Raw genomic sequence first — 21,679 nt, 5'->3', positions numbered from 1 at the left:
GCTGGCGGCTCTATTCAGCACACCGGCCTCGGCAAATAGCGCGGCCTTCGTCGAGATCACGGCTGCCGAAGCGGCGCCGGCCGACTGGAACGCCACCACGCCGCCGGACAATGGCTGGACATCGGTCAGCCTGATCGACTTCTGGGATGCCCGCTGGCCCGCGCACAGCGGCGTGGTCTGGTATCGCCTGCACTGGGACCAAGACAACACCGACCGCCCCACGGCCCTGCTGGTGAACTACGTGAGCCTGGCCAGCGCCATGTACGTCAACGGCAGCCTGGTGTATCGCGATCCGCAGTTGGTGGAGCCGTTGTCGCGAAGCTGGACGAAGCCCCGCTACTTCCTGCTCGACAAGCCCTTGCTCCGGCAGGGACGCAACACCTTGCTGGTACGGGTGTCGGGACTGGCCGCCTACCAGCCCGGTTTCGGCACCGTGGAAGTGGGCGATCCGGCGGTGGTGCATCCCCGCTTTCTGGACGGGGTGCGGTGGCGCTACGACCTGCAGATGCTCGACCAGATGGTGACCCTGGTGTTCGGCGGCCTGTTCGGCATCATCTGGCTGCTGCGCCGCAAGGACAGCAGCTACGGCTGGTATGCGCTGAGTACGCTACTTTCCTTCGTCTATGGCCTGAACTATACCGCCGAAAGCATCTGGCCCCTGCCGAGCACCGATGCCTGGGAAGCCGTCAATGCGGCCGCCTATCTTGCGGCGGGAAGCAGCTTCGCGGTGTTCCTGCTGCGCTATGTCGATCGCCGCTGGCCGCGCGTGGAGTGGGGGCTGCTGGCGATCAACCTCGTGTCCTTTGCCGCCGTGATCGTGGCGCCCACGCCCTCGGGCATCCATCGAGGCTGGTGGTTCGCGGTGGGTGGCCTGATCTACTACGCGGCGACGTTCGGCTTCGCCTGGCATGCCGTACACAAGCGACGCACGGATCATCTCGTGCTGTCCGCCTGCCTGATGATTCCGTTGCTGGTGTCCATACACGATTTCCTCCTGTACTACGGCGTCATCCGCAGCGACCGCTACCTGCTGGCCGTGACCTCCCCACTGACCGTCGTCGGCATGGGCTTCGCCCTCGCCTATCGCTTCGCCGTGGCGATGCGCCGCGTGGAAGGGTTCAACCTGGAGCTGAAGCAGGAAGTCGATGCGGCCACTCGCCAACTGGGCGACACCCTCACGCGCGAACACTCGCTGGCCATCGAAAACCTGCGCATCGGCGAGCGGCTGAACCTTGTCCGCGACCTGCACGATGGCTTCGGCGGAAGCCTGGTTGGCGCGATCACGTCGCTGGAACGCGCGCCTCCCTCGCCCGTGGGCGAACACACCATCGCCGTGCTGCGGGAGTTGCGCGACGACCTTCGCCTGATCGTGGATACCACCACCTACGAACAAGCCACGGACCTTGCCAGCTTCATGGCGACCTTCCGCCACCGCTGGGACCAGCGCCTGGAGCTGGCGAACATCGACAGCCAATGGCAACTGGACGGGCTCGATGGCCTCTACCTCGGCCCGGCACGCAGCCTCGACCTGATGCGTTTTCTCCAGGAAGCCCTGACCAACGTGCTCAAGCACAGCCGCGCACGACACGCCACGACGGCCATCGTCTGCGACCGTGGACGGCTGCGCATCGCGGTATCCGACGATGGTGTTGGCTTCGATGAGGGCCGCAAGACGACCGGCGCCGGCCTGGCGAGCCTCCGGGCACGCGCGACGCGACTGAATGGCGCCTTCCAGCGCACCACCGCACCCGGCCAGGGCGTATCCCTGTCGCTGGACATGCCGGCGTAGCGACCGCCCCTTCCCTACCTACCCGAAACGCTCCATGATCCGGCGCAAACCGCTATCGACGTGTCGGGGGGACACGATGATCGACATGACGACGAGCCTCGACATCAAGGAACTGCGTACCTATTGGGCCTGCCAGCGTGAACCAGGCACCGTCGCGCCGCTACCCCGGGATGTCGAGAAGGCCCTGCTCGCCGGCCTGCGCCTCAACGTGTTGGAAACCCTGCGCTACCTGCATCACGACCGACCGGACTTCGACGCGTTCGAAGCCTGGGTGCGGGCCCAAGGCGAACCGACCGAGGCCTCGCTGGATCGACTACGTCGTGCCATGGCAGGCGACGCCGTCGGTGCCGAAGTCGGCGATCTCGATCACGTCGACGGCCTGAGTGCCGACGATCTCGCCCATTGGGACGAACACGGCTACGTCATCCTGCGCAACGCCATCGCGCCGCACGCCGCGGAAGCCGCCGAGCTGGCGATCTACGATCACCTGGGCATGCGCCGCGACGATCCGGACACCTGGTACCGCGAATCGCTCGGGCATTCCATCTGGGTACCCCTGCTACGGCATCCCGCGCTGGTCGCCAACCGCTTCGCGCCACGCATCCACAAGGCCTTCGCCCAGCTATGGGGACGCGACGATCTCTGGGTCACCATCGACCAGGGCGGACTCAATCCGCCAGAGCACGAGCATTGGCCCTTCCCCGGCCCACACCTGCATTGGGATGCCACGCTCGCCGAACCGCACCTGCTCGATGTCCAGGGCATCATCTACCTCGCGGATGTCGACGAAGACCAAGGCGCGTTCAGTTGCGTGCCGGGATTCCATCGCACGCTCAAGGACTGGTTCACCACCGTGCCCCGCGACGTGAGCCCACAGGATCACGCACGACGCACCCTGACCATGACGCCCATCGCTGCAAAGCGCGGTGACATGATCATCTGGCATCACCTGCTGCCGCACGGAAGCAGCCCCAATCGCGCGCGGCGACCGCGTGTCGCGCAATACATGTCGTTGCGACCGACGCGTTATGCGTACACGGACGAATGGCTGGGATGAGAGCATCCACCATGAGTGACACACCCACTGTAGGAGCGCGCTTGCGCGCGATGGGTGCTCGCGGCAACCCGGCATCGCGCGCAAGCGCGCTCCTACAAGAGTCGGGCCCGTCACGACGCAATTTCGGCAAACCTGATCCGGCCGAGGCCCACCTCTCCTCGACTCGTTCAAATCGCCAATCCATTCGTGGCATGCTTAGGCGATAATCTTGAAAACACGACTTGGGAGAGGGCGTGAAAGGATTCGGGGGGATTGATACGACGCAACGCGCCACGCCCTGGGACAAATGGGGTCAGCATGTCGCCATTGCAGCGGCTTATGCGGGCTGCTACGAGCTGGCGCACTACCTATCCTTTCCTCAATGGGCGCTCACGGCGGGCCTCCGCCTGAGTTGCCTCCTGCTGCTACCCATACGCTACTGGCCTGCGCTTGCGCTTGGCGAGTTCGTGCCGCTCGCAGAAGTGGCCCTGCTGTCCGTGGATAAATTTGGCATCTATTGGTCAATCGCCGAAGCCGTTCCGATGGTGGTGTTATGGATGATCGTGATGAAGCCCCTGCGACAACACTGGTCCGTCCTTGATTCAGAGGGCCGTATCCGGATGCCGCTTATCTTCCTCGCTGCGCTAGGCACCGCGATCATCACCGCCATCGCAAGCGTCCTCTCCATCATCCCTGCGATCCTCCATTCGTCGACCGGAACCTGGCCCGATCCGAATACCGGTTGGCCCGGATACCTCCTTGCACATACGTTGGGCTCGTACCTCGGCTCGTTAACTTTGGCGCCGGCCATTCTTGCATTGCGGGAGCGATTCCTCAGGATTGAAGACGAAACGCTACGTTTCTCTCATGTTTGGCACAGCCTCCTTCTTCGTGACGTGCTCTGGTGGATGCTGCCATCGCTTGCCGCGATAACCGCCATGGCAGCCATGAGCAACGATGACCTTATGCGCCAAGTCGCTCGCCTGGCCCTGATTGGTCCGGTCCTCACCATGACGTGGCGGCACGGATGGCATGGCACGGCTATCGGCGGCATGGCGGCGAGTGTCGCTCTCGCCATCAGTGCCGCCATCGCAAATCCCTCTCTGCGGGCGGATCCCGCGACCATCCAGATCGAGGCGATCCTTGCCCTGATGCTCACTGGAGCCTTGTTGGTCGGTGCCAGAGCGCCGTTAAAGCACCCTTTCGTCCATCGTCAGAGTTCTTGACTAAAACGCTTACCAAGCCACTCAGGGACCTTTCGTCCCGCAAGTGATCGGATCATTCTTGCACTCAACCTGGTCCGCCATTAGTCGAGCGCTACCGTCGGGCTGGGGCACGATGGATACCGTTATCGCCGTATCTCGGTAGACCACGTCACCTGCATGAGTCCCCTGGGTCGACTTCGACCAACGTGATGCATCCACGCCGACGGGAAGTTCGAAGATCTCTCCACCGATGGTGCCGATAGCCCCGCGGACCGTACCCGCGGCGTCGTTGACCTGCACGTAGTGCACCCCGCCCCGCTCGAAACGGTACACGTGGAAGTTCGGGTTCGCGCTCACGTCCTGTGCATTCGGCCAGGACTGGCCCAGCCCAGTGCCGACCGTAGTATCGGCGCAGGCCATGCCGCTGGCGGAGGCCAGAGCCAGGGCCACGAAGGCAGAACGATAGAACGAAGACGAACGCATAAGAACACTCCGTGGCGCTATGGTTTGGGTACGCCAAGATTAGCCTAGGGACAGGCTTGGCGACCCGTGCCGGAGGCAGGCTTGCCCAGAACGCATGGTGCCGCCGGTGAAGATCGTCGCTATTAGCCTTCACGTAGGCGCTCGCTGCTGTCCCAGCAAGAGGAATCCACCGACATACGACGGCCTTCACGAAGCCCATAATTTCCCGCTTTCGGGACAAAAGGCTGTGGACGAACCTTTACTGATGGCTTTCGGTATCGCCTTCAGCCCTTGGAACCTCATTGGATATGCCGGTGCTTTTTTCTTCACTCTCCGATGGATAGTTCAAGCCCTGGCGACAAGGAAAAAGAGCGTGGTGCATATTCCTACGTCGTTCTGGTGGCTATCACTATGCGGGAGCAGCCTGACCTTGACCTACTTCATCCTGGGAAAGAGCGATCCCGTCGGAATTATTTCCAATATTTTCCCCATGATTTCCGCCTTGTATAGCTTGAAACTCCATCCAACCAAACCGTTATGATTCGCAATTCGTCTTAGCTGAAATACCGGAATTGCCCAGTCATCAGCGGGATATATCCGACACCATGGTCATGGTATCGGCATGACCGTTCGTCGCAGATGCGTTCTGCCACGACGCCCACCCGCCACCCAGTGCCTGAAAGAGATCCACCTGCCGGTCCGCAACACGTCCCTCGGCACCGGCAAGCTCCGCCTCCGCCTCCGCGAACGTGCGCTCGACATCGAGCAACGAGAGGCTATCCACCTGCCCTTCCCGCTGCTGGGCGCGAACGATGGTGACCGCGCGTTCGGCCTCGTCGCGCGCGGTGCCGAGGGCCTTGCGACGATCCAGTTCGCGCGCATAGTTCGACAACGCCGTTTCCGTCTCGCCGAGGGCCTGGAGCACGGTGCCGTCAAAGGTCGCGAGGGCCTCGCGCGTGTCGGCCCGGGATCGGTCGATGGCCGCGCGGACATGGGCCTGGTTGGGAAACGACCAGGACAGCAGCGGGCCGAGCATCCAGCGTAATGGCCCCTGTCCAAAGTAGTCGCCGAACCCATAGGCGGTCGAACCGACCGAGGCGCCGATAGAAACTTTCGGATAAAGGTCGGCGGTCGCCACGCCGATGCGCGCTGTCGCGGCGGCAAGGCGACGCTCCGCCGCGCGTACGTCCGGCCGCCGGGCGAGCAACTGCATACCGTCGCCGATGGGGATGGCTTCCTCCACGACTGGAACCTGCGTCCGTGCGCCGGCATCGTCCGGCAACTCGGCTGGCGTGCGCCCCGTCAGGATGGCCAGCCGGAATAATGCCGCCTGTCGCTCGGCCGCGATGGCCGGCATCTCGGCAACGCGCTGCTCCCGCAACGCGGATATCCGGGCCACGTCGAGCATGCCAGCCAGCCCCGCCTTCTGGCGCGCCTTTGTCACACCCAGGGTACGGTCGAGCAAGGACACGATGCGCTCGGCCACCTTCAGGCGCTGGGCCGCACTGGCGGCGTCCACATAAGCCTTGGTCGTGTCGGCCACGACCGCAACCCGCATGGCGTCCACGTCGGCCTCTGCGGCCTCGTAGTGACCTCGCGCGGCCTGCACTTCACGACGCACCCGGCCGAACAGATCGACCTCGTAGGCGACGCTCAGTCCCGCATCGACATAGGTGTTGTCCCGCGCGTAGCCCGGTAAGGCCTGGACGGCCGGGATCCGCTGGCGATTGGTGCTCACACCGATATCGGTACGGGGCAGACGATCCGCCTTCGCCTCGCGCAGGTCGGCTCGGGCACGGTCGAGCCGTGCGAGGGCGACGCGGATGTCCGTGTTGGCCTTGAGCGCATCGCCGATCAGGCCGTCGAGGACAGGATCGTTGTACAACGTCCACCAGCGATCGGCCGGGGCCCTGTCCGTCATCACGGTGCCCTGTGCCATCGTGAAGGAACCGGTCGCCGATGGCGGGACGGCGGGTGGCTTGTAGTCCGGCCCACTGGCACACGCCGCCAGGGCCAGCGCGAGCAGCGACGGGGGAAGGATTCGTATCCGCATGGGTCTTTAGTCCGAAGTCAGGAGCGCGGGCGCTGCCGCCCGCGCACGGCGGCGCGCCAGGCGCGCGGCCAGGGCACGGCAAACCACATAGAACGTGGGGGTATAAAGCAGGCCGAAGCCGGTCACGCCCACCATGCCGAAGAACACCGCGGTACCGAGCGCCTGGCGAAGTTCGGCGCCGGCACCCGTGGCGACGAGCAGAGGTACGGCGCCAAGAATGAACGCGAAGCTCGTCATGAGGATCGGTCGCAGGCGCATCTGGGCCGCGCGAATGGCGGCGTCCACGGGGTTCAGCCCCTCCTGCTCCTCGGCCTGCCGCGCGAACTCGATGACGAGGATCGCGTTCTTCGCCGCCAGTGCGATGAGCACCACGAGACCGATCTGCGTCAGGACGTTGTTGTCCATCCCGCGTACGTTGACGCCGATCATCGCCGCGAGCAGACACATCGGAACGATGAGGAGGATGGCCAGCGGCAGTGTCAGGCTCTCGTACTGCGCGGCGAGCACGAGGAAGACGAAGACCACGGCCAGCAGGAATACGAGGCCTGCGGTGTTTCCGGCCATCTTCTGCTGGAAGGCGATGCCGGTCCATTCGAAGCCATAGCCGGGGCCGAGCTGGCCGCTGGCGAGTCTCTCCATCGCGGCCATGGCCTGGCCGCTGGAGTACCCCGGCGCCGTATCGCCATCCACTTCGACGGCCGGAAAGAGGTTGTACCGGACCACCCGGTACGGGCCTGTTTCATCCTTCAGCGTCGCCACCGCGCCGATGGGCACCATCGCGCCACTGTCCGAACGCGTCTTGAGGTTGGCGATGTCGGCACGGCTCTGGCGGAAAGCCTGATCGGCCTGGGCGGTGACGTGGAAGGTGCGGCCCAGCAGATTGAAGTCGTTGACATAGGCCGAGCCCAGGTACACCTGCAACGCCTCGAAGACGCGTTCCGGTGGCACGCCGAGCATGTCGGCCTTGCGCCGGTCGATGTCCGCGAAAAGACGGGGCGTCAGCGTGTTGAAGAAGGTATAGATCTGCGCCAACCCCTTCGTGGCGTTGGCTTGCTGGATGAGTGCATCCGCTTTCTGGCCCAGCGCGTGGTAGTCGCTGCCCTTCCTGTCCTGGACCATCATGCGATAGCCGCCCGCCGAACCGATGCCGTCGATCAGCGGCGGTGGGATGACCAGCACCCGGGCGTCGGTGATGCTGGCGGTTTTCTGCCGGGCCTCGGCGAGAATCTCGCTGGCATGCCGCGACCGCTCAGCGAAGGGCTTGAGCGGAATGAATGCCGTGGCCGCATTGGGCGCATTGGTGTTGGAGGCGGCATCCCAGCCGGGCAGCATGATCGTGCCACGCACGCCGTCGATACCCAGCACCCGCTTGGAGACTTCCTGCACGACTGCGTCTGTCCTTGAGAGCGAGGCGCCCGGCGGAAGCTGGATGATGGTGATCAGGTAGCTCTGGTCCTGCGCCGGGATGAAGCCGGACGGCGTCACGTAGAACAGGCCCACCGTGGCGACGATAAGTGCCACATACGATGACATCACCATCCGGGGCCGTGCCACCATGCGCGCCGTGAGCCTGCCGTAGGCGGCGGCGAACCGGTCGAAACGCGTATTGAATGCCTCGCCTGCACGATGCAGGCGCGACACGACGGGATGGGTGCTCATCTGCGTGCCATGCGCGCGCAGCAGGAGGGCCGCCAGTGCAGGCGATAGCGTGAGCGAGAGGACCAGCGAGATAACGGTCGCGCCTGAAATCGTCAACGCGAACTGTCGGTAGAACGCACCGGAAAGGCCTTCGAGGAAGAAGGTGGGAATGAAGACCGCGCACAGGACAAGCACGATGGCGACGAGCGCCGCGGATACTTCGTCCATGGATCGGCGCGCCGCATCCACCGGAGAAAAGCCCAGCGCCAGGTTACGTTCCACGTTCTCCACCACAACGATGGCATCGTCCACCACGATACCAATGGCGAGCACCAGGCCGAAAAGCGACAGGCTGTTGAGGCTATAGCCGGTCACGGCCAGCAGTGCGAAGGTGCCTACCAGCGAGACCGGAATGGCGACGATGGGGATGATCGCCGCTCGCCAGTTCTGGAGGAACACGAAGATGACCAGCACCACCAGGGCCGCCGCTTCGAACAGGGTATGGATGACCGCATCGGTCGACTGCTCGATGAACTTCGTGGAGTTCCACATGCTCTGGTATTCGAGGCCACGCGGGAACGACTTCACCGCGTCCTGCATTTCGCGCTCGACCGCCTGGCCGGTTTCCAGCGCATTGGAGCCCGGACGCTGGAAGATACCGATCATCACGGACGGCTTGCCCGATAGGTAGGCGTTGGTGCTGTAGTCGGCGGCACCGAGCTCGACCCGGGCGACATCCCGAATCCGGACCTGACGCCCCTTTTCATCCGTACGGATGACGATGTCGGCGAACTGGTCGGGATCCTTCAGGCGACCCAGCGTACGCACATTCAGTTGGAAGGCATTGTCGTTGGCGCTCGGCGGTTCGCCGATGGCACCGGATGCCACCTGGACGTTCTGCGCACGAAGCGCCGCCACGATCTGGCCCGCCGTAAGGTTCAACGCCGCGGCGCGACCGGGATCGATCCAGATACGCATGGCGAACTCACGGCTGCCGAAGATGATGGCATCGCCCACACCGTCAATACGACTCAAGCGGTCGCGAACCTGGGTCAGGGCATAGTTCGATATGTAGCCCTGGTCGAAGGTGCCGTCGGGCGAGACGAGATTTACCGCCATCAGCGCGCTCGGTGCCGTTTTCTTCGTGGTCACACCAAGGCGCTGTACTTCTTCGGGCAGGCGTGGCGTCGCCGTCGCGACGCGGTTTTGCACCAGCATCTGGGCCGCGTCGAGGTTCGTTCCCACCTTGAAGGTGACGGTGATGGCGACCTTGCCGTCGCCTGTCGACTGACTCGCCATGTACAGCATGTTGTCGACGCCATTGATTTCCTGCTCGATGGGCGCGGCGACGGTTTCGGCCACGGTTTCCGCTGATGCACCGGGAAAATGCACCGATACGACGACCTGCGGCGGGATGATGTCGGGGTATTGCGATACGGGAAGCCGGAAGTACGAGATGGCGCCGATGATGGTGATCACGACGGCGAGCACCCCGGCGAAGATCGGCCGGGTGATGAAGAAGCGCGATAGGCGCATGACAGGATCCTTGGTGCGTGGGCGACGCGAGCAATCAGGGGGCGGGGGTCGCCTTGCCACCCACGGGAGGTGCCGGGAACCGGGTGGCCGTGGCAGCTGGCGCAATCGGCACGAGCCGGCCCTCCACCTTCGAGCCCGGCATGGCGTATTGCAGGCCGCTGACCACTACGCGTTCGTCACCGGAGAGTCCTTTTTCAACGACACGCAAGCCGTCGACCAGCGAACCGAGCTGCACGCGCTTCGTCGTGACCGTGCCGTCGCCGGCTACCACCAGCACCAGCTTATCGGCCTGGTCGGTCTGGATGGCGCCATCGGGGATGAGCAACGCCGAGGTGGTACCCCGATCCGCCAGGCGCATGTTTCCGAACATGCCCGGGGTGAGGAAGTACCTGGGGTTGTCGATGACAGCTCGCATGCGAACCGTGCCGGCGCGTGGATCGAGTCCGTTATCTGTGAAGTCGACTCGACCGTGCCAGTGGTAGTCGGATTCGTCCTGCAAGCGGATGTCCGCTACCGCGGCGACCTTCCCTGCATCTTCGGCGCGCTTGGATTTCAGGAACATCGCCTCCGACGCATCGAACACGAAGTAGATCGGATCGAGGGCGTTGACCGTCGTCAGCAGCGTACCGTTCCGCCCATCGCCGGTGGCGACGAGGTTGCCGGGATCGACACGCCGATCCGATACGCGACCATCGATCGGCGAGCGCACGTCGGTGAACTCGAGATCGAGGGAGCGGGCTTGTACCCGTGCAGCGGCACCGGTTTCCGTTGCCGTCGCGGCACCGACGCGCGCACGCAGGCGGTCGAGTTCGCCCTGTGAGACAGCGTCGTCGCCGACCAGGTGTTCGGCGCGAACCAGGTCGGCCCTGGCGAGCGCCAGATCGCTTTGCGCGGATGCCAGGCCGCCTTTCGCCTCGGCCAGCGCCGCTTCGAATGGCCTCTTGTCGATGGTGAACAGCAGGTCGCCCTTGTGCACGATGGCGCCGTCGACGAAGTGGACGGCGGCCACCTGCCCCGATACGCGAGGCCGTATATCGACGGCGCGACTGGGTTCGAAGCGACCGACGTAATCGTCCCATGGGGTGACTTCGCGGCGTAGCGGCTTGGCCACGGAGACCACTGGTAACGGCGATGCGGTTGCTGCCGATGTCTTCGTTGTCGGCACGACGGCGATACCGATCGCCACAAGGACGGCTATCGACAACAGGGAGGCGACGGGTCGCCATCCAGGCTTTCGGACGGCGACATGATGGGAAGCATTTTCGGGCGTCACGCTCATGCGTTCGCTCCCGACAAGTCGTAGGACAACGCGCGGTGCATAGGAAATCGTCTCGTTCGTGGATGAGGCAGAGGCCTGCATCGTGGTGAACGGATTGTCGTCAGGCCCTGTCGATGACGAAAGGACGAACTTCCCTCATTTTTTGCCGTGGCGTGGTGGCGCACGAATGATTATCGCGGTGCGCGGCAACGTGTCGCGGCATGGGGACGATGCGACGACGGCATGATGGCGTGGTTTTCCCAGCGTCGATTTCTGCTTCGAACTTCCGAGGAAACATCATGAACGACCGCGACACCGTCATCGACATGGATCGCCGAAAGGCACTCTTCGGCCTGGGCACGGCAGGCATCGGCATGCTCATGGCGCCGCATCTGTTGGCTCAGAATGCACCGGCATCGCCGGGAAAATTCGACCATCCGATGCCACACCTGCCCGACGATGGTCCCCGGCCACGCGTCGCCATGGTCGTGCATTCGAACATGATCATGCTGGACCTGTCGGGTCCGATGACTCTGCTGCAGATCGCCGGTTTCGATCTCGACCTTGTCGGCAAGAGCCTGTCGCCCATGACGACCGACATCGGCCTGCCTGTCACGCCCGGTCATGCCTTCGCCGACTACAAGGCGACGCCCGACGTGCTTTTTGTACCGGGCGGCTTGATGGGCACGCTCGCAGCGATGGCGGACGAAGAAACGCTCGACTTTCTTGCCGATCAGGGCAAGCAGGTGAAGTGGGTGACCAGCGTATGCACGGGTAGCCTGCTATTGGGTGCGGCCGGGTTGCTTCGCGGTTATCGCGCCACGGGACACTGGGGCGTGCGGGATCTGCTTCCGCGGCTCGGGGCCACCGTCGTCAACGAGCGGGTGGTGATCGACCGTAACCGGATGACTGGAGGTGGCGCGACGGCGGGACTCGATTTCGCGCTTGTCCTCGCCGACAAGCTGAAAGGCCGTAAGGTCGCCGAACGCGCGGAACTCATCCTGGAATACGCACCGGCACCGCCGTTCAATGTGGGGAACCCTGAACTTGCCGGCCCCGAGCGGATGAAGGAGGCACGGGCCAGGCGCGTCTACATGGATGCCATGGCGGCAAAGAGCGTCGAAGCAGCACGTACACGCCTTCGGATATGACGAACCCGTCGTTCCAGCGAACGCTGGAACCCAGTGCGGGGCAATCGGTTGTCGCCTCGCGGCCTCCTGCGTAAAGCCGATGCGGTGCCCTCGCCTTACTGGTGAACCGAGACGCTGGGTTCCTGTTTTCACAGGAACGACGAGCTCGCGATCCGTCGTTCCAGCGCACGCTGGAACCCAGCGCGAGGCGATCGGTTATCGCCTCGCGGCCTCCTACGCACAAGCCGATGCGACGCCCTCGCCGTGCTGGTGAACCGGGGCGCTGGGTTCCTGTTTTCACAGGAACGACGAGCTCGCGATCCGTCGTTCCAGCGAACGCTGGAACCCAGCGCGGGGCGATCGGTTATCGCGTCGCGGCCTCCTACGTCAAAGCCGATGCGATATCCCGCTTACTGCAAGCACGCTCAGACATGCTGTCCGCCATTCACATGAATCTCGGCACCATTGACGTAACGAGCATCTCCCGAGCAAAGGAACAGGATCACCTGTGCCACCTCGACAGGGTCGCCCAATCGATGCATCGGAATCTGCTCGCGCACGATGTGATCGGTGCCGGGCGACAGGATCGACGTATCGATTTCACCGGGCGCAATCGCGTTTACGCGAATGCCGAACCGACCGAAGTCGAACGCCTGCTCCCTGGTCAACGTGGCCAACGCCGCCTTCGAACACGCATAGGCGGTACCCGCGAATGGATGCACGCGCGAGCCGGCGATGGACGTGACGTTGACGATGGCACCGCGCGTCGCCTTGAGCTCCGGCAACAGGTGACTGGAAAGCATCGCGGCCGCGAACAGATTCACGTTGAAGACGTTCAGCCAATCGGCATACGCGGTATCCGCGACGCCGACCCTGCGTCCTCCATCGAGCTTGGGCGACACCGCCGCGTTGTTCACTATCGCAGAAAGCCCGGAGCCACCAAGTCTTTCGCGTACCTCATCGGTGAGCGTGCGATAAGCCCCGGGATCGGCTAGATCCGCTTGGACGTGATTTTCCCGGCCGCCCGGCCACGGACAGTCTTCCGCGAAAGGCGCGCGCGAGACCGTCAACACACGCCACCCGTGTTCGTAGAAGAGTTTGACCGTAGCGTGCCCTATTCCCCGGCTTGCGCCGGTCAATAACATGGTTCGCTTCGAATCGCTGGCGTCGCTTGGCATGGTGTGATCCTGTGAAGGCGTGCTCTCACGAATGAGAATGCGTCGCAGGTGTGCACGACGTAAACGACGCAGTTACCTCCTTTCAGGACACCCGTCAGAGCCCGCGTTCAGGCATGCAGGACATCCGCGGTGCCCTTGGCCACGCGGCGCATGGCCTGCGGCGACATCCCATGGATTTTCACGAACGCACGGCGCATCCGCTCCGGGTCGTGGAAGCCGACGGCTGCGGCAATTCGCTCCACCGGCTCCGCTCCATCGCGCAATCGCGAGCGCGCCGCTTCCACGCGCAAGCGCTCGACCGCCTTGGCCGGTGTCTCGCCTGTTTCGTGACGAAACGCGCGACCAAACTGTCGCACGCTCAGATTCGCCGCCTCGGCGAGCCGCTCGATGGGTAGCGGCTGGTTGAGGTGTTCACGTGCGAAGGCCAGCGCACGACGAATCCGGTCCGACGCCGGCTCCATCTGGGACATCTCGGAAAACTGCGACTGCCCGCCCGATCGTCGGTGATAGACCACGAGGCTTTGCGAGACCAGGCGCGCGATCTCCGCCCCTTGGTCCGCCTCGATCAGCGCGAGGGCAAGGTCAATGCCTGCCGTGACGCCCGCCGAACTCCAGACATGACCATCCGCCACGAAGATCGCATCCGGCTCGGTTCGTACCCGCGGATAGCGCTGCTGGAACTCTCGGGCCCGCTGCCAATGCGTGGTCGCCCGCCGGCCATCCAGCAAGCCGGTCTCCGCGAGAAGAAACGCACCCGTACAGACACTGGCGACCCGCCCGGCATGGGCCGCGTGCGCCTTCGCCGCCCCGACGATCTCCGGCATCAGCATCGGTGCGATCTCGCCACCAATAAAGACCACCGTATCGGCGTGGACATCGCCGTGGGCCAGCGTGGGCAGCGGCAGCCCGGCGCTACTGACCACCGCCCCGCCATCCGCCGAGGTGATGACCAACTCGTATAGCGGCTCGCCAGCCACCGAGGAGGTGGCCTCGAACGCGCCCATGGGGCCGGCCAGATCGAGCAGCCAGAAGCCGGGCGATACGAAAAACGCGATGCGATTCATGCGTCCCATTATAATGGTATTCCTCATTTTAGGCCATGCGTCGTTTTGCCCATCCGGCGGATGCTTTGCGGTGGATGCCCCGTGACCCGGATAAAGGCGCGACGCATGCGCTCCGGGTCGACAAAGCCCACGTCAGCGGCGATGCGCTCGATGGGCTCATTCCCGGCCTCAACCCGCGGCGTAGCCGCTTCCACACGCAGGCGCTCGACCGCCTTGGCCGGCGTGGATCCGGTTTCCGCGACGAACGCCCGGGCGAACTGACGCGGACTCAAGTCGGCCAACCGTGCAAGGCGAGGGGTCGACAGGTCTTCCGGAAGATGCGCCGCCACATAGGCCATCACCTCGCGCATCCGGTCTGTCGCTGGCTCGACCTCGCTGGACGACGCGAACTGCGACTGGCCGCCCGGACGGTGATGCCAGAACACCAACTGCCGTGCCGTCTCCCTGGCGACGTCCGCGCCGAGGTCTTCGCCGATCAACGCCAGCGACAGGTCGATACCCGCCGCGACGCCGGCTGACGTCCAGATACCCCGGTCATGGATGTACATCGCGTCGCCATGCACTCGCAACGCCGGGAAACGACGTTGAAGCAAGAGCGCGTAGCGCCAATGCGTGGTCGCGCGATGCCCGTCGAGCAGGCCCGACTCGGCAAGGATGAATGCCCCCGTGCAGACGCTGGCGATGCGCGCCTCGCCGGCCGCGCCAAGCCGCGCAAGATGGGCCGCAAGGAGGGGATGCCCTTGCGGTTCATCCGACACGTCGCCGCCCGTGACGATCACCGTATCGAACCGCTGGCTGTCGAACGGGGTGGTTAGTACGACCAGACCCGAACTGCTCGCAACCGGCCCACCCGACTGCGACACCACATGGCATCGATACGGCGTGCTGGTCGACAGATGGCCTGCACTTTCGAAGGTGGCGAGCGGTCCGCCGAGATCCTGGATCTGGAAACCAGGAAACACGACGAAGGCGACGTCATGCACGCCGCCCACTCCATGCCGCGCCTTCACGACGAACCCAACGAATCGTCATCACCGTCGCCAGGGCAAGCAAGGGGAACATGGCGACGTTCAACGCCTCCCAGCCGAAGCGTTCGAGCACCGGCCCGGCGGCCAGGGTCGCCACCGCGGTGGTCGCATACCGCAACAGTTCCGCCGCCCCCTGCACCTTGGTTCGCTCGGACGGCTGGTACGACGACGCAAGCAACGTGGTGCCGCCGACGAACATGAAGTTCCAGCCGACGCCGAGGCACAGGAGCGCCGCGTGATAGGCAAGGAGCGAACCCGACCCGAGCGCCACCAGTGGACAGAGCGCACTAAGTCCGATACCCGCGAACACCACGACCGGAAGACCGAGGCGATCGATCAGGCGCCCCGCGAACAACGACGGCGCATACATGCCCACCAGATGCCACTGGATGACGGAGGCGCCATCATCGACGGAGTAATGGGCCTCCATGGCCGCAAGCGGCGCCACCGTCATGATGAACATCATGACGAAGCCGCCGACCGCATTATTGGCAAGCGCCGCCAGCGAGATGGGTGTGGAAAGAATGGCGGGTAAGGCACGCGCAGCGACCGGCTCCCCTGCCACGGGCGCGATATGGTCCGGCTGGTCGCGATAGGCCAAGAGGAAAAGCAACGCGGACGCGGCACCCAGCAAGTCGACCGCCAGATAGGAGCCGGCAAACACCGTCGACAGCCAATGCCTGCTCCACGCGGCGAGCAACGGCCCCAGGAAGGCCGCCACCACACCACCGGCAAGCACCATGGAAATCGCCCGCGCCTTGGCGTTCGCGTCCACCGAGTCGGCCGCCGCCAACCGGTAGTACTGCGCAAAGGCCTGGAAGACACCCACGGCGGCAGTGCCCAGGCAGAAGACCCAGAAGTTACCGTGAATGACGGACCACACGCTCACGCAGCCACCGACTGCACAGGTCGCGGCGCCGATGACAAAGGCGTAGCGGCGCCCGACGCGTCGCATGAGCTGCGCGGCAAACCACGTCGCCACGGCACCGGCCACCGTGATCATCGCGAAAGGCAGGGTCGCGAGAGCCTTGTCGGGCGCGAGCTGGTAGCCCGTGATACCCGTCAATGTCAGGTCGACCGCCAAGGCGGCAGTGAAGAACGCCTGCGCGATCGCCAGGACAACGACCCGGGGCGACTGCGGTGCATGAGGTGCCGGCAAATCCGGGGACATCTCGCGCGATTGGCTACTCGTCATCGAATGGCATCGCCTGGATGGTGATTATTGGCTCGCATTGTCGGATCGACCAGGCCATGGGGAAAGGACGCGTATCCCTCGTTTTCGGACGACGCCTGCACCCCGCCCCGGGGCCGCCTGGAAAATGCGATTGCTGTCACATTTCACGCCCCGGTGAAGATTCAATCTCCAGAGTCGGCCATTGCCGTGACGACGCCCCAGGAGACAAGCCATGCCCTCTGCGAAGCGAAAGGCTCCCGCCACCCCATCGGCAGCGCCTCCCGCGGCGAAAAAGCAGCAGTTAGGCACCGACAAGGAACCGCCCCTGAGTCTCCGTCGGGACCCGGCCACCAGGCAGATCACGCTCTCGGGAAGACCCGCGTGGCCTGAGGTGGCCAAGAAGATCAAGGTCAACCGGGCCGCACCGGGGCACATTGAAGACCGACGGCACCTGCTGCATTGGGATGAGCACTTAAAGCCCCTCCTTGGCAGCGTCTTCACTGCCATGGAACAAACCTACAAGACCAACCTCTACAACGAGCTGCAAGCACCGCTCCGCGCCCGGAGCCTCGACAACAGGGCGCAGAACGCGGATGACACCATGCTGTTCGTCGCCAAGATCATCAACGGCGCACCGGGCAATCTCGTTCCCGACCGGGCGGACATCAACCAGGCCATCGAGAAGGTGCGCATGAATCTCCGCAAGTACGCGGACGCGCTGCACACTGACAAGGGGTTCCGGGATGACGCCGCCACCTACCCACCCTTGCCCGAGAATGACCGTCGCCTGATCCCCGCCGAAATCAACGATCGCGTGAAGCAATACAAGGAACTGGCCAAGCAATACATGGCAACCCATGACTCCAGTACGTTGATCAAGAGCCAGATCAGCGATATCCAGAGCCAGATCCTCGAGCACCTGAACAGTTGCGTCGCCCCGCATCAGTTCTGGACGTTTCTCCACGAGCTGGAGTACTCGGTGACCTTCGATCTCTCGGCGAAAGCCAAGCGGGACGCCACCGAAAAGTCCCTGAAGTGGCAACGCAAGATGGCCGCCAACCATGCGCAGCCGGCCAAGCAGCGTTACGAGGATTTGTTGTCCTTACTGGATTGACCCGCGATCGCCATCCTCGGCAAGCCGCGATGCTTGCCCGAGACGCGGATGCCTCGGCTACCATGGATGCATGAACAACGCACTTGCTCGTGCCCTGCTCCAGTTGGCCCATCGCGAAGACGCCAACCAGAACCTTCTGGACGCACGGGATGAGGGCTCATTCATGGCGACCGCCATTGTCGAGAGCCTCTCGGCCGGCCAACGCAACGCCTATGATGCGCCACACGCCTTCGAGGTGTTTATCCGTGGGGGTGGCAACCCTGCGCTCTACGATGCGGTCAGCCAGGCATTGGCGTCGCTTTACGGGCAGCATGAGGTTCGCTCGCTTCTCGATATCGGGGCCGGCGACGGCATGGCGCTGCTCCCCGCCCTCGCACGTGCAGCTAGCCGCCCGACCCGCATCGACGTGGTGGAACCCCATGCAGGCCTGCTGGACAGCCTGAGGCCAAAGCTGCCTCACGACCATGCATGGCCGATGACGCTACAAACGTTCCTGTCGGAGGCGGCACCAGGACACGCCTGGGATCTCGCCCAGTCGACCTTCGCACTCCAGTCGATCCCGCCTATGGAGCGTCTCGATTCGCTCAGACAGTTGCGCGGACATGTGTCGCGACTTGCCATCGTTGAATTCGATGTCCCGGAGTTCACCAGCGAAGCCGAGCGCATGCTATCCATGGCCCAACGCTACGAACGAGCGGCACAGTCATACGGTGACGATGCCCCGCTCGTCGCGGGCGGTTTTCTGGCCCCCATGTTGCTCGGACAACTTCGGGCCACGGCACCGTCGAATTTCGAGCAGACGATCTCTGCCTGGCACAGGGAACTCGATGACGCCGGCTACCGAGTGAAGTCGACGACCCATCTGTTTGACTACAGCTGGGCACCCGCCTGGCTCATCGTTGCCGACGCCTGAACCAGGCTTCCCTTCTTCAGCAGATCAACTGCGCGCAGCGCCCTGCGGGGCCGTGTCGGCGCCGGTGATGACCTTCTGGACCTTCCCATCCTTGTCCAGGAAATTGATCACCGGCGTACCATCGGCCGGCACCTTCATCTGAATACGCTCCTTGCCCGCGCCATCCCTCATGGACAGCGTAGCGGTACCGTCATCGTTGCGCCCCACCCAGATGCGCTGCTTGATGTGCTCGTTTTCCTTGCTGTCGGTGACCGACAGACCGGCATAGTGGTTGTCCTTGTCATCGACACCAATCAGCTGCACCACCTGGTTCGCGTTATAGCGGTCGAATGACAGGGCACCACCCGCGTCCACGATGTCACCCTTGTCGTTGCGCTTGCCGCCAAAGATCAGGCCACCGTTTTCCGAGCCCTCGTCGTTGAAGAAGATCATCCCTGCCTGGGGCCGATCTTCCTTCGGCTGCTCCTTGCCCTTGACGATGACACCGGGAAGCCTGGCGCTATTGGAAATGACCATCCGCAACGTACCGTCCGGCTCGCGCACATTGATGCGCTGGACGTTGATTTCGTCGAACGCGGTGATCGGGCTCTTTGCGAAGCCAGAAAGCATGGAGACCGCGAAAACGGCGGTAAGCACGCCGGAGTAGATCACGAGGAAGCGATTGCCGAGCATGAATTCCTTCCCTGAAAAGGCCATGTATCCGCAGGCTAGCGATTGCCATCGGGAACTGTCCACCCTGTCTTCCGGCAGGGTGATGTCGCTAAGGTATAGGGCTGGCTGTCCTGGTCTGGAACATCGTTGTCAAGAAGACATCGAAACGGTGAGTCAGCTCGCGCCCTCTGGCTTGGGGATCTTCTCGATGCGGGCGCGCAAGCGTTCAAGGTCACCGGCATTCAACTGCGTCGCGGCTTCGGACATGTGGTCGGCCACCTTGGTGAGCTGATGCTTTGTGTCCAGGCGTTCGGCGACGCCGAGATTGAACCAGGCTTGCGCCGGATCCCTCTGCTCGCCATTGCCGGAGAGATAGGCAAGGCCCAGGGCGTAGTAGCCCCTGGCATTGTTCTTGGCCGCAGCCTTCTCCGCCCAGGTCACGCCGCGTGCGGGGTCCTTAGTGACCCCTTTGTCGCCCGTGATGAGGAGGTAGGCGAGCGTGCCCTGGGAATCGGCGTTGCCCTGGTTGGCAGCGGTCTCCAGCCAGCGGACGCCCTCTGCGGGTTTTGGCGCACCCAGCAAGTCCGATAGATAGAGCGCACCAAGGGATGCCTGCGCATCCGCATTGCCCATCCCGGCCGCCTTCAACATCAATCGCTCACCTTCGGTGGGGTCTTTTGATACGCCAAACGCCCCCGACAGGTGGAACACGCCCATGATATTCATGCCCTGCGCCGAGCCCGCCGTCACCGAACGGTTGAGCCATTCCACGCCATCGTTCTGATCGCCGGCGATGGCGTTCATAGTGAGTAGCGTGATACCAAAGATGGCCATGTGATCCGGCGTGCCATCGGCGAGGCTACGGCGCATCCAGTCGAGACCGGCCTTACCATCGCGCTGAACCCCGTACCCAGCCATGTAGGCGGAACCAAGCATCCACTCCGCGTCATGATCGCCCTGCATCGCCGCCTTGCGGAACCACTCGGTGCTGCTGTCGCGAAGTTTCCGGTCTTTACTGCTAAACAGGTGATTGCCCCACGCCACCTGGGCATGTGCATCTCCCGCTTCCGCTCGCTTTTGCGTAGCTGCCAGATCGGTGTCGGCCGCATGGGCCAGGGTCGTGACGCCGAGTGCTGCCGAGAGCAGCAGGCCAGGGAACATCTTCCGGATGGGCCGCATACCAAGATCCTTTCGTTGGGTGCCTGTTCCGGGATATTGCCACGGAATGGCCCCTACTTCGCCAGCAGCCGGTCAACAGAGCCCAACGGACCTGCGGAATCTCGACCTTTGAGACGCAGGCCCGCGATGCTGACGTAAATCAACCTGCGACTTAGGGTCACCATGTCTGCGCAGCAGCCTCTCCATCCAAATCCCACGTCGTCCATGTCGTTGTCCAAGTCGCTTGCGTGGCTGGCAAAGCGGGCGGCACCACTTACGGCGGCGATGATCGCCATCGCCGCCGTCCTTTGGTCGGATTTTCGCCACGAGTTTTCACTACCTATCGGATTTGCCAGCAGCAGCGTGCTGTCGGCGTTACCTGCGATCGTGGCCATCGTGATCAGTGCCGTCGCCTGCCTGGCCGTCGCCCTGGCCATGCCCGGCCACGTCCTGACCATGCCGATTCGGTCCGGCGGCCCCACTTTGGCCGCACTCATGCGTACGCCTATCGACCCAGCGACGGGAAAACAGACCAATCTCCGGCCGTCGCGCATCATCGAAAGATATTGGATTGGGATGGCCGTAGTGTCGGGATTCGCATGGGCAGCGATCATCGCATGGGCATCGATCTACAAGGACAGCCCTATCGCGGTGAGCTTCCTGATCGTCCTTGCGGTGATGCTTCTACAAACAGCCTTGGGATCGTGGGTGCTTCGCAGGGCCCTTATTAAGCCGCAACCGTGCAGCACCGGATTCTACTCAGCACTACTGCTTGCCCACTTGCTGCAAGCTTATATCGCCTTTTTTATCGTCTACGTACTGTTGCAGACCGTCCCAACGATTTCCGTCTTTGACATCACCTATGGCATCGCAAAACTAATAGCGGCCATGATGATGGTTGCTCTCGTTCAGCTGCTGGTAGCGCAACGCATAGTGCGGGGGTGGTATCCCGATCTATTCAAACACCTGGTATATCTAGCCATCGGCATCATGGCGGCGGTGAGCCTGGTGCCTCCCATCGGCGCACGCGCCGCATCGTTTGCCTTGTTGTCCTCGGCCACGCCCCACAAGACCTGTTCAGTGCTGCTGCTTGCCGACGCACCCATGGCGGCGGCGTTCAAATCCTGATCTTGCCCCTGATTTACGGACACCTATCTAAGCGACATTGGCCAGCTCGTACTGCTCTGGGCTGAGGTAGCCCAGGGTCGAGTGCAGCCGGATCCGATTGTAGTCAACCTCAATGTAGTCAAACACATGAGCCTTGGCCTGCTCCCGTGTGGCGAGGTGTTCAC

The 21,679-nt window shown here is 63.5% G+C and carries 19 protein-coding genes; 8 read left to right on the top strand and 11 right to left on the bottom strand.

The annotated features are described in order from the left end of the window. Nucleotides 1–172 precede the first annotated feature (172 nt). The 3 genes from GAK28_RS09360 to GAK28_RS09350 all read left to right on the top strand — a co-directional run bounded on the left by GAK28_RS09360 (nt 173) and on the right by GAK28_RS09350 (nt 4,051). Nucleotides 173–1,789, top strand: a complete 1,617-nt coding sequence (locus tag GAK28_RS09360; RefSeq protein WP_291777621.1) for a 7TM diverse intracellular signaling domain-containing protein — start codon at nt 173–175, stop codon at nt 1,787–1,789. An 85-nt stretch (nt 1,790–1,874) separates the two neighbouring features. After that, on the top strand, nt 1,875–2,846 hold the full coding sequence (locus GAK28_RS09355; protein WP_291777591.1) for a phytanoyl-CoA dioxygenase family protein: 972 nt from the start codon (nt 1,875–1,877) through the stop codon (nt 2,844–2,846). A gap of 233 nt (nt 2,847–3,079) precedes the next feature. After that, on the top strand, nt 3,080–4,051 hold the full coding sequence (locus GAK28_RS09350; protein ID WP_291777589.1) for an MASE1 domain-containing protein: 972 nt from the start codon (nt 3,080–3,082) through the stop codon (nt 4,049–4,051). A 21-nt stretch (nt 4,052–4,072) separates the two neighbouring features. Here GAK28_RS09350 and GAK28_RS09345 read toward each other — a convergent pair whose 3' ends face one another. Then, nucleotides 4,073–4,513 (bottom strand): hypothetical protein, encoded by a 441-nt coding sequence (locus tag GAK28_RS09345; RefSeq protein ID WP_291777587.1) that lies wholly within the window; start codon nt 4,511–4,513, stop codon nt 4,073–4,075. Between the two features lie 106 nt (nt 4,514–4,619). Between GAK28_RS09345 and GAK28_RS09340 the strand changes: the two genes are divergently transcribed. Beyond that, entirely contained in the window at nt 4,620–5,033 is a 414-nt protein-coding gene (locus GAK28_RS09340) for a lipid-A-disaccharide synthase N-terminal domain-containing protein (protein ID WP_343161864.1), read from the top strand. A 42-nt stretch (nt 5,034–5,075) separates the two neighbouring features. Here GAK28_RS09340 and GAK28_RS09335 read toward each other — a convergent pair whose 3' ends face one another. From GAK28_RS09335 to GAK28_RS09325, 3 genes are read right to left on the bottom strand one after another with little or no spacing between them, the layout of a single operon-like run. Next, nucleotides 5,076–6,545 (bottom strand): TolC family protein, encoded by a 1,470-nt coding sequence (locus GAK28_RS09335; RefSeq protein ID WP_291777584.1) that lies wholly within the window; start codon nt 6,543–6,545, stop codon nt 5,076–5,078. A 6-nt stretch (nt 6,546–6,551) separates the two neighbouring features. Then, a complete protein-coding gene (locus GAK28_RS09330; protein ID WP_291777581.1) occupies nt 6,552–9,719 on the bottom strand; it encodes a multidrug efflux RND transporter permease subunit in 3,168 nt (1,055 codons plus the stop codon). A 34-nt stretch (nt 9,720–9,753) separates the two neighbouring features. Continuing rightward, on the bottom strand, nt 9,754–10,998 hold the full coding sequence (locus GAK28_RS09325) for an efflux RND transporter periplasmic adaptor subunit (protein WP_291777578.1): 1,245 nt from the start codon (nt 10,996–10,998) through the stop codon (nt 9,754–9,756). Between the two features lie 278 nt (nt 10,999–11,276). On the opposite strand from GAK28_RS09325, the gene GAK28_RS09320 reads away from it, so the two are divergent. Continuing rightward, complete coding sequence (locus tag GAK28_RS09320; protein ID WP_291777575.1) at nt 11,277–12,128, top strand: DJ-1/PfpI family protein; 852 nt, start codon at nt 11,277–11,279, stop codon at nt 12,126–12,128. Nucleotides 12,129–12,532: 404 nt separating this feature from the next. Here the strand turns inward: GAK28_RS09320 and GAK28_RS09315 are convergent, their stop codons facing one another. The 4 genes from GAK28_RS09315 to GAK28_RS09300 all read right to left on the bottom strand — a co-directional run bounded on the left by GAK28_RS09315 (nt 12,533) and on the right by GAK28_RS09300 (nt 16,572). After that, complete coding sequence (locus GAK28_RS09315; RefSeq protein ID WP_291777573.1) at nt 12,533–13,285, bottom strand: SDR family oxidoreductase; 753 nt, start codon at nt 13,283–13,285, stop codon at nt 12,533–12,535. Between the two features lie 107 nt (nt 13,286–13,392). Then, nucleotides 13,393–14,349, bottom strand: coding sequence for a GlxA family transcriptional regulator (locus GAK28_RS09310; protein WP_291777571.1), 957 nt, complete (start codon nt 14,347–14,349; stop codon nt 13,393–13,395). A 23-nt stretch (nt 14,350–14,372) separates the two neighbouring features. Beyond that, nucleotides 14,373–15,332, bottom strand: a complete 960-nt coding sequence (locus tag GAK28_RS09305; RefSeq protein WP_291777568.1) for a GlxA family transcriptional regulator — start codon at nt 15,330–15,332, stop codon at nt 14,373–14,375. Further along, nucleotides 15,325–16,572: an MFS transporter gene (locus GAK28_RS09300; RefSeq protein WP_291777566.1), complete on the bottom strand. Its 1,248-nt coding sequence runs from the start codon at nt 16,570–16,572 to the stop codon at nt 15,325–15,327. Before GAK28_RS09300 ends, GAK28_RS09305 begins: the two co-directional genes overlap by 8 nt. 211 nt (nt 16,573–16,783) lie before the next feature. Between GAK28_RS09300 and GAK28_RS09295 the strand changes: the two genes are divergently transcribed. Next, complete coding sequence (locus GAK28_RS09295; RefSeq protein WP_291777564.1) at nt 16,784–17,665, top strand: hypothetical protein; 882 nt, start codon at nt 16,784–16,786, stop codon at nt 17,663–17,665. A 70-nt stretch (nt 17,666–17,735) separates the two neighbouring features. Then, nucleotides 17,736–18,578, top strand: coding sequence for a hypothetical protein (locus GAK28_RS09290; protein WP_291777562.1), 843 nt, complete (start codon nt 17,736–17,738; stop codon nt 18,576–18,578). A gap of 24 nt (nt 18,579–18,602) precedes the next feature. Here GAK28_RS09290 and GAK28_RS09285 read toward each other — a convergent pair whose 3' ends face one another. Together GAK28_RS09285 and GAK28_RS09280 are read right to left on the bottom strand one after the other, a co-directional pair. Next, nucleotides 18,603–19,250 carry a hypothetical protein gene (locus GAK28_RS09285; protein ID WP_291777559.1) on the bottom strand — a complete coding sequence of 216 codons (648 nt, stop codon included), beginning with the start codon at nt 19,248–19,250 and terminating at the stop codon, nt 18,603–18,605. Between the two features lie 153 nt (nt 19,251–19,403). Continuing rightward, nucleotides 19,404–20,408, bottom strand: coding sequence for a tetratricopeptide repeat protein (locus tag GAK28_RS09280; RefSeq protein WP_291777556.1), 1,005 nt, complete (start codon nt 20,406–20,408; stop codon nt 19,404–19,406). A 204-nt stretch (nt 20,409–20,612) separates the two neighbouring features. On the opposite strand from GAK28_RS09280, the gene GAK28_RS09275 reads away from it, so the two are divergent. Continuing rightward, complete coding sequence (locus GAK28_RS09275) at nt 20,613–21,515, top strand: hypothetical protein (protein WP_291777553.1); 903 nt, start codon at nt 20,613–20,615, stop codon at nt 21,513–21,515. A 27-nt stretch (nt 21,516–21,542) separates the two neighbouring features. Here the strand turns inward: GAK28_RS09275 and GAK28_RS09270 are convergent. After that, nucleotides 21,543–21,679 (bottom strand): IS3 family transposase (locus GAK28_RS09270; RefSeq protein ID WP_291777916.1); only part of this gene is annotated, 137 nt, incomplete at its 5' end.

The sequence above is a fragment of the Luteibacter sp. genome, from assembly GCF_009912395.1.
Taxonomy (GTDB): domain Bacteria; phylum Pseudomonadota; class Gammaproteobacteria; order Xanthomonadales; family Rhodanobacteraceae; genus Luteibacter.
The sequence above is the reverse complement of the archived record's forward strand: the minus strand, read 5'-3'. Positions and strand labels throughout refer to the sequence as shown.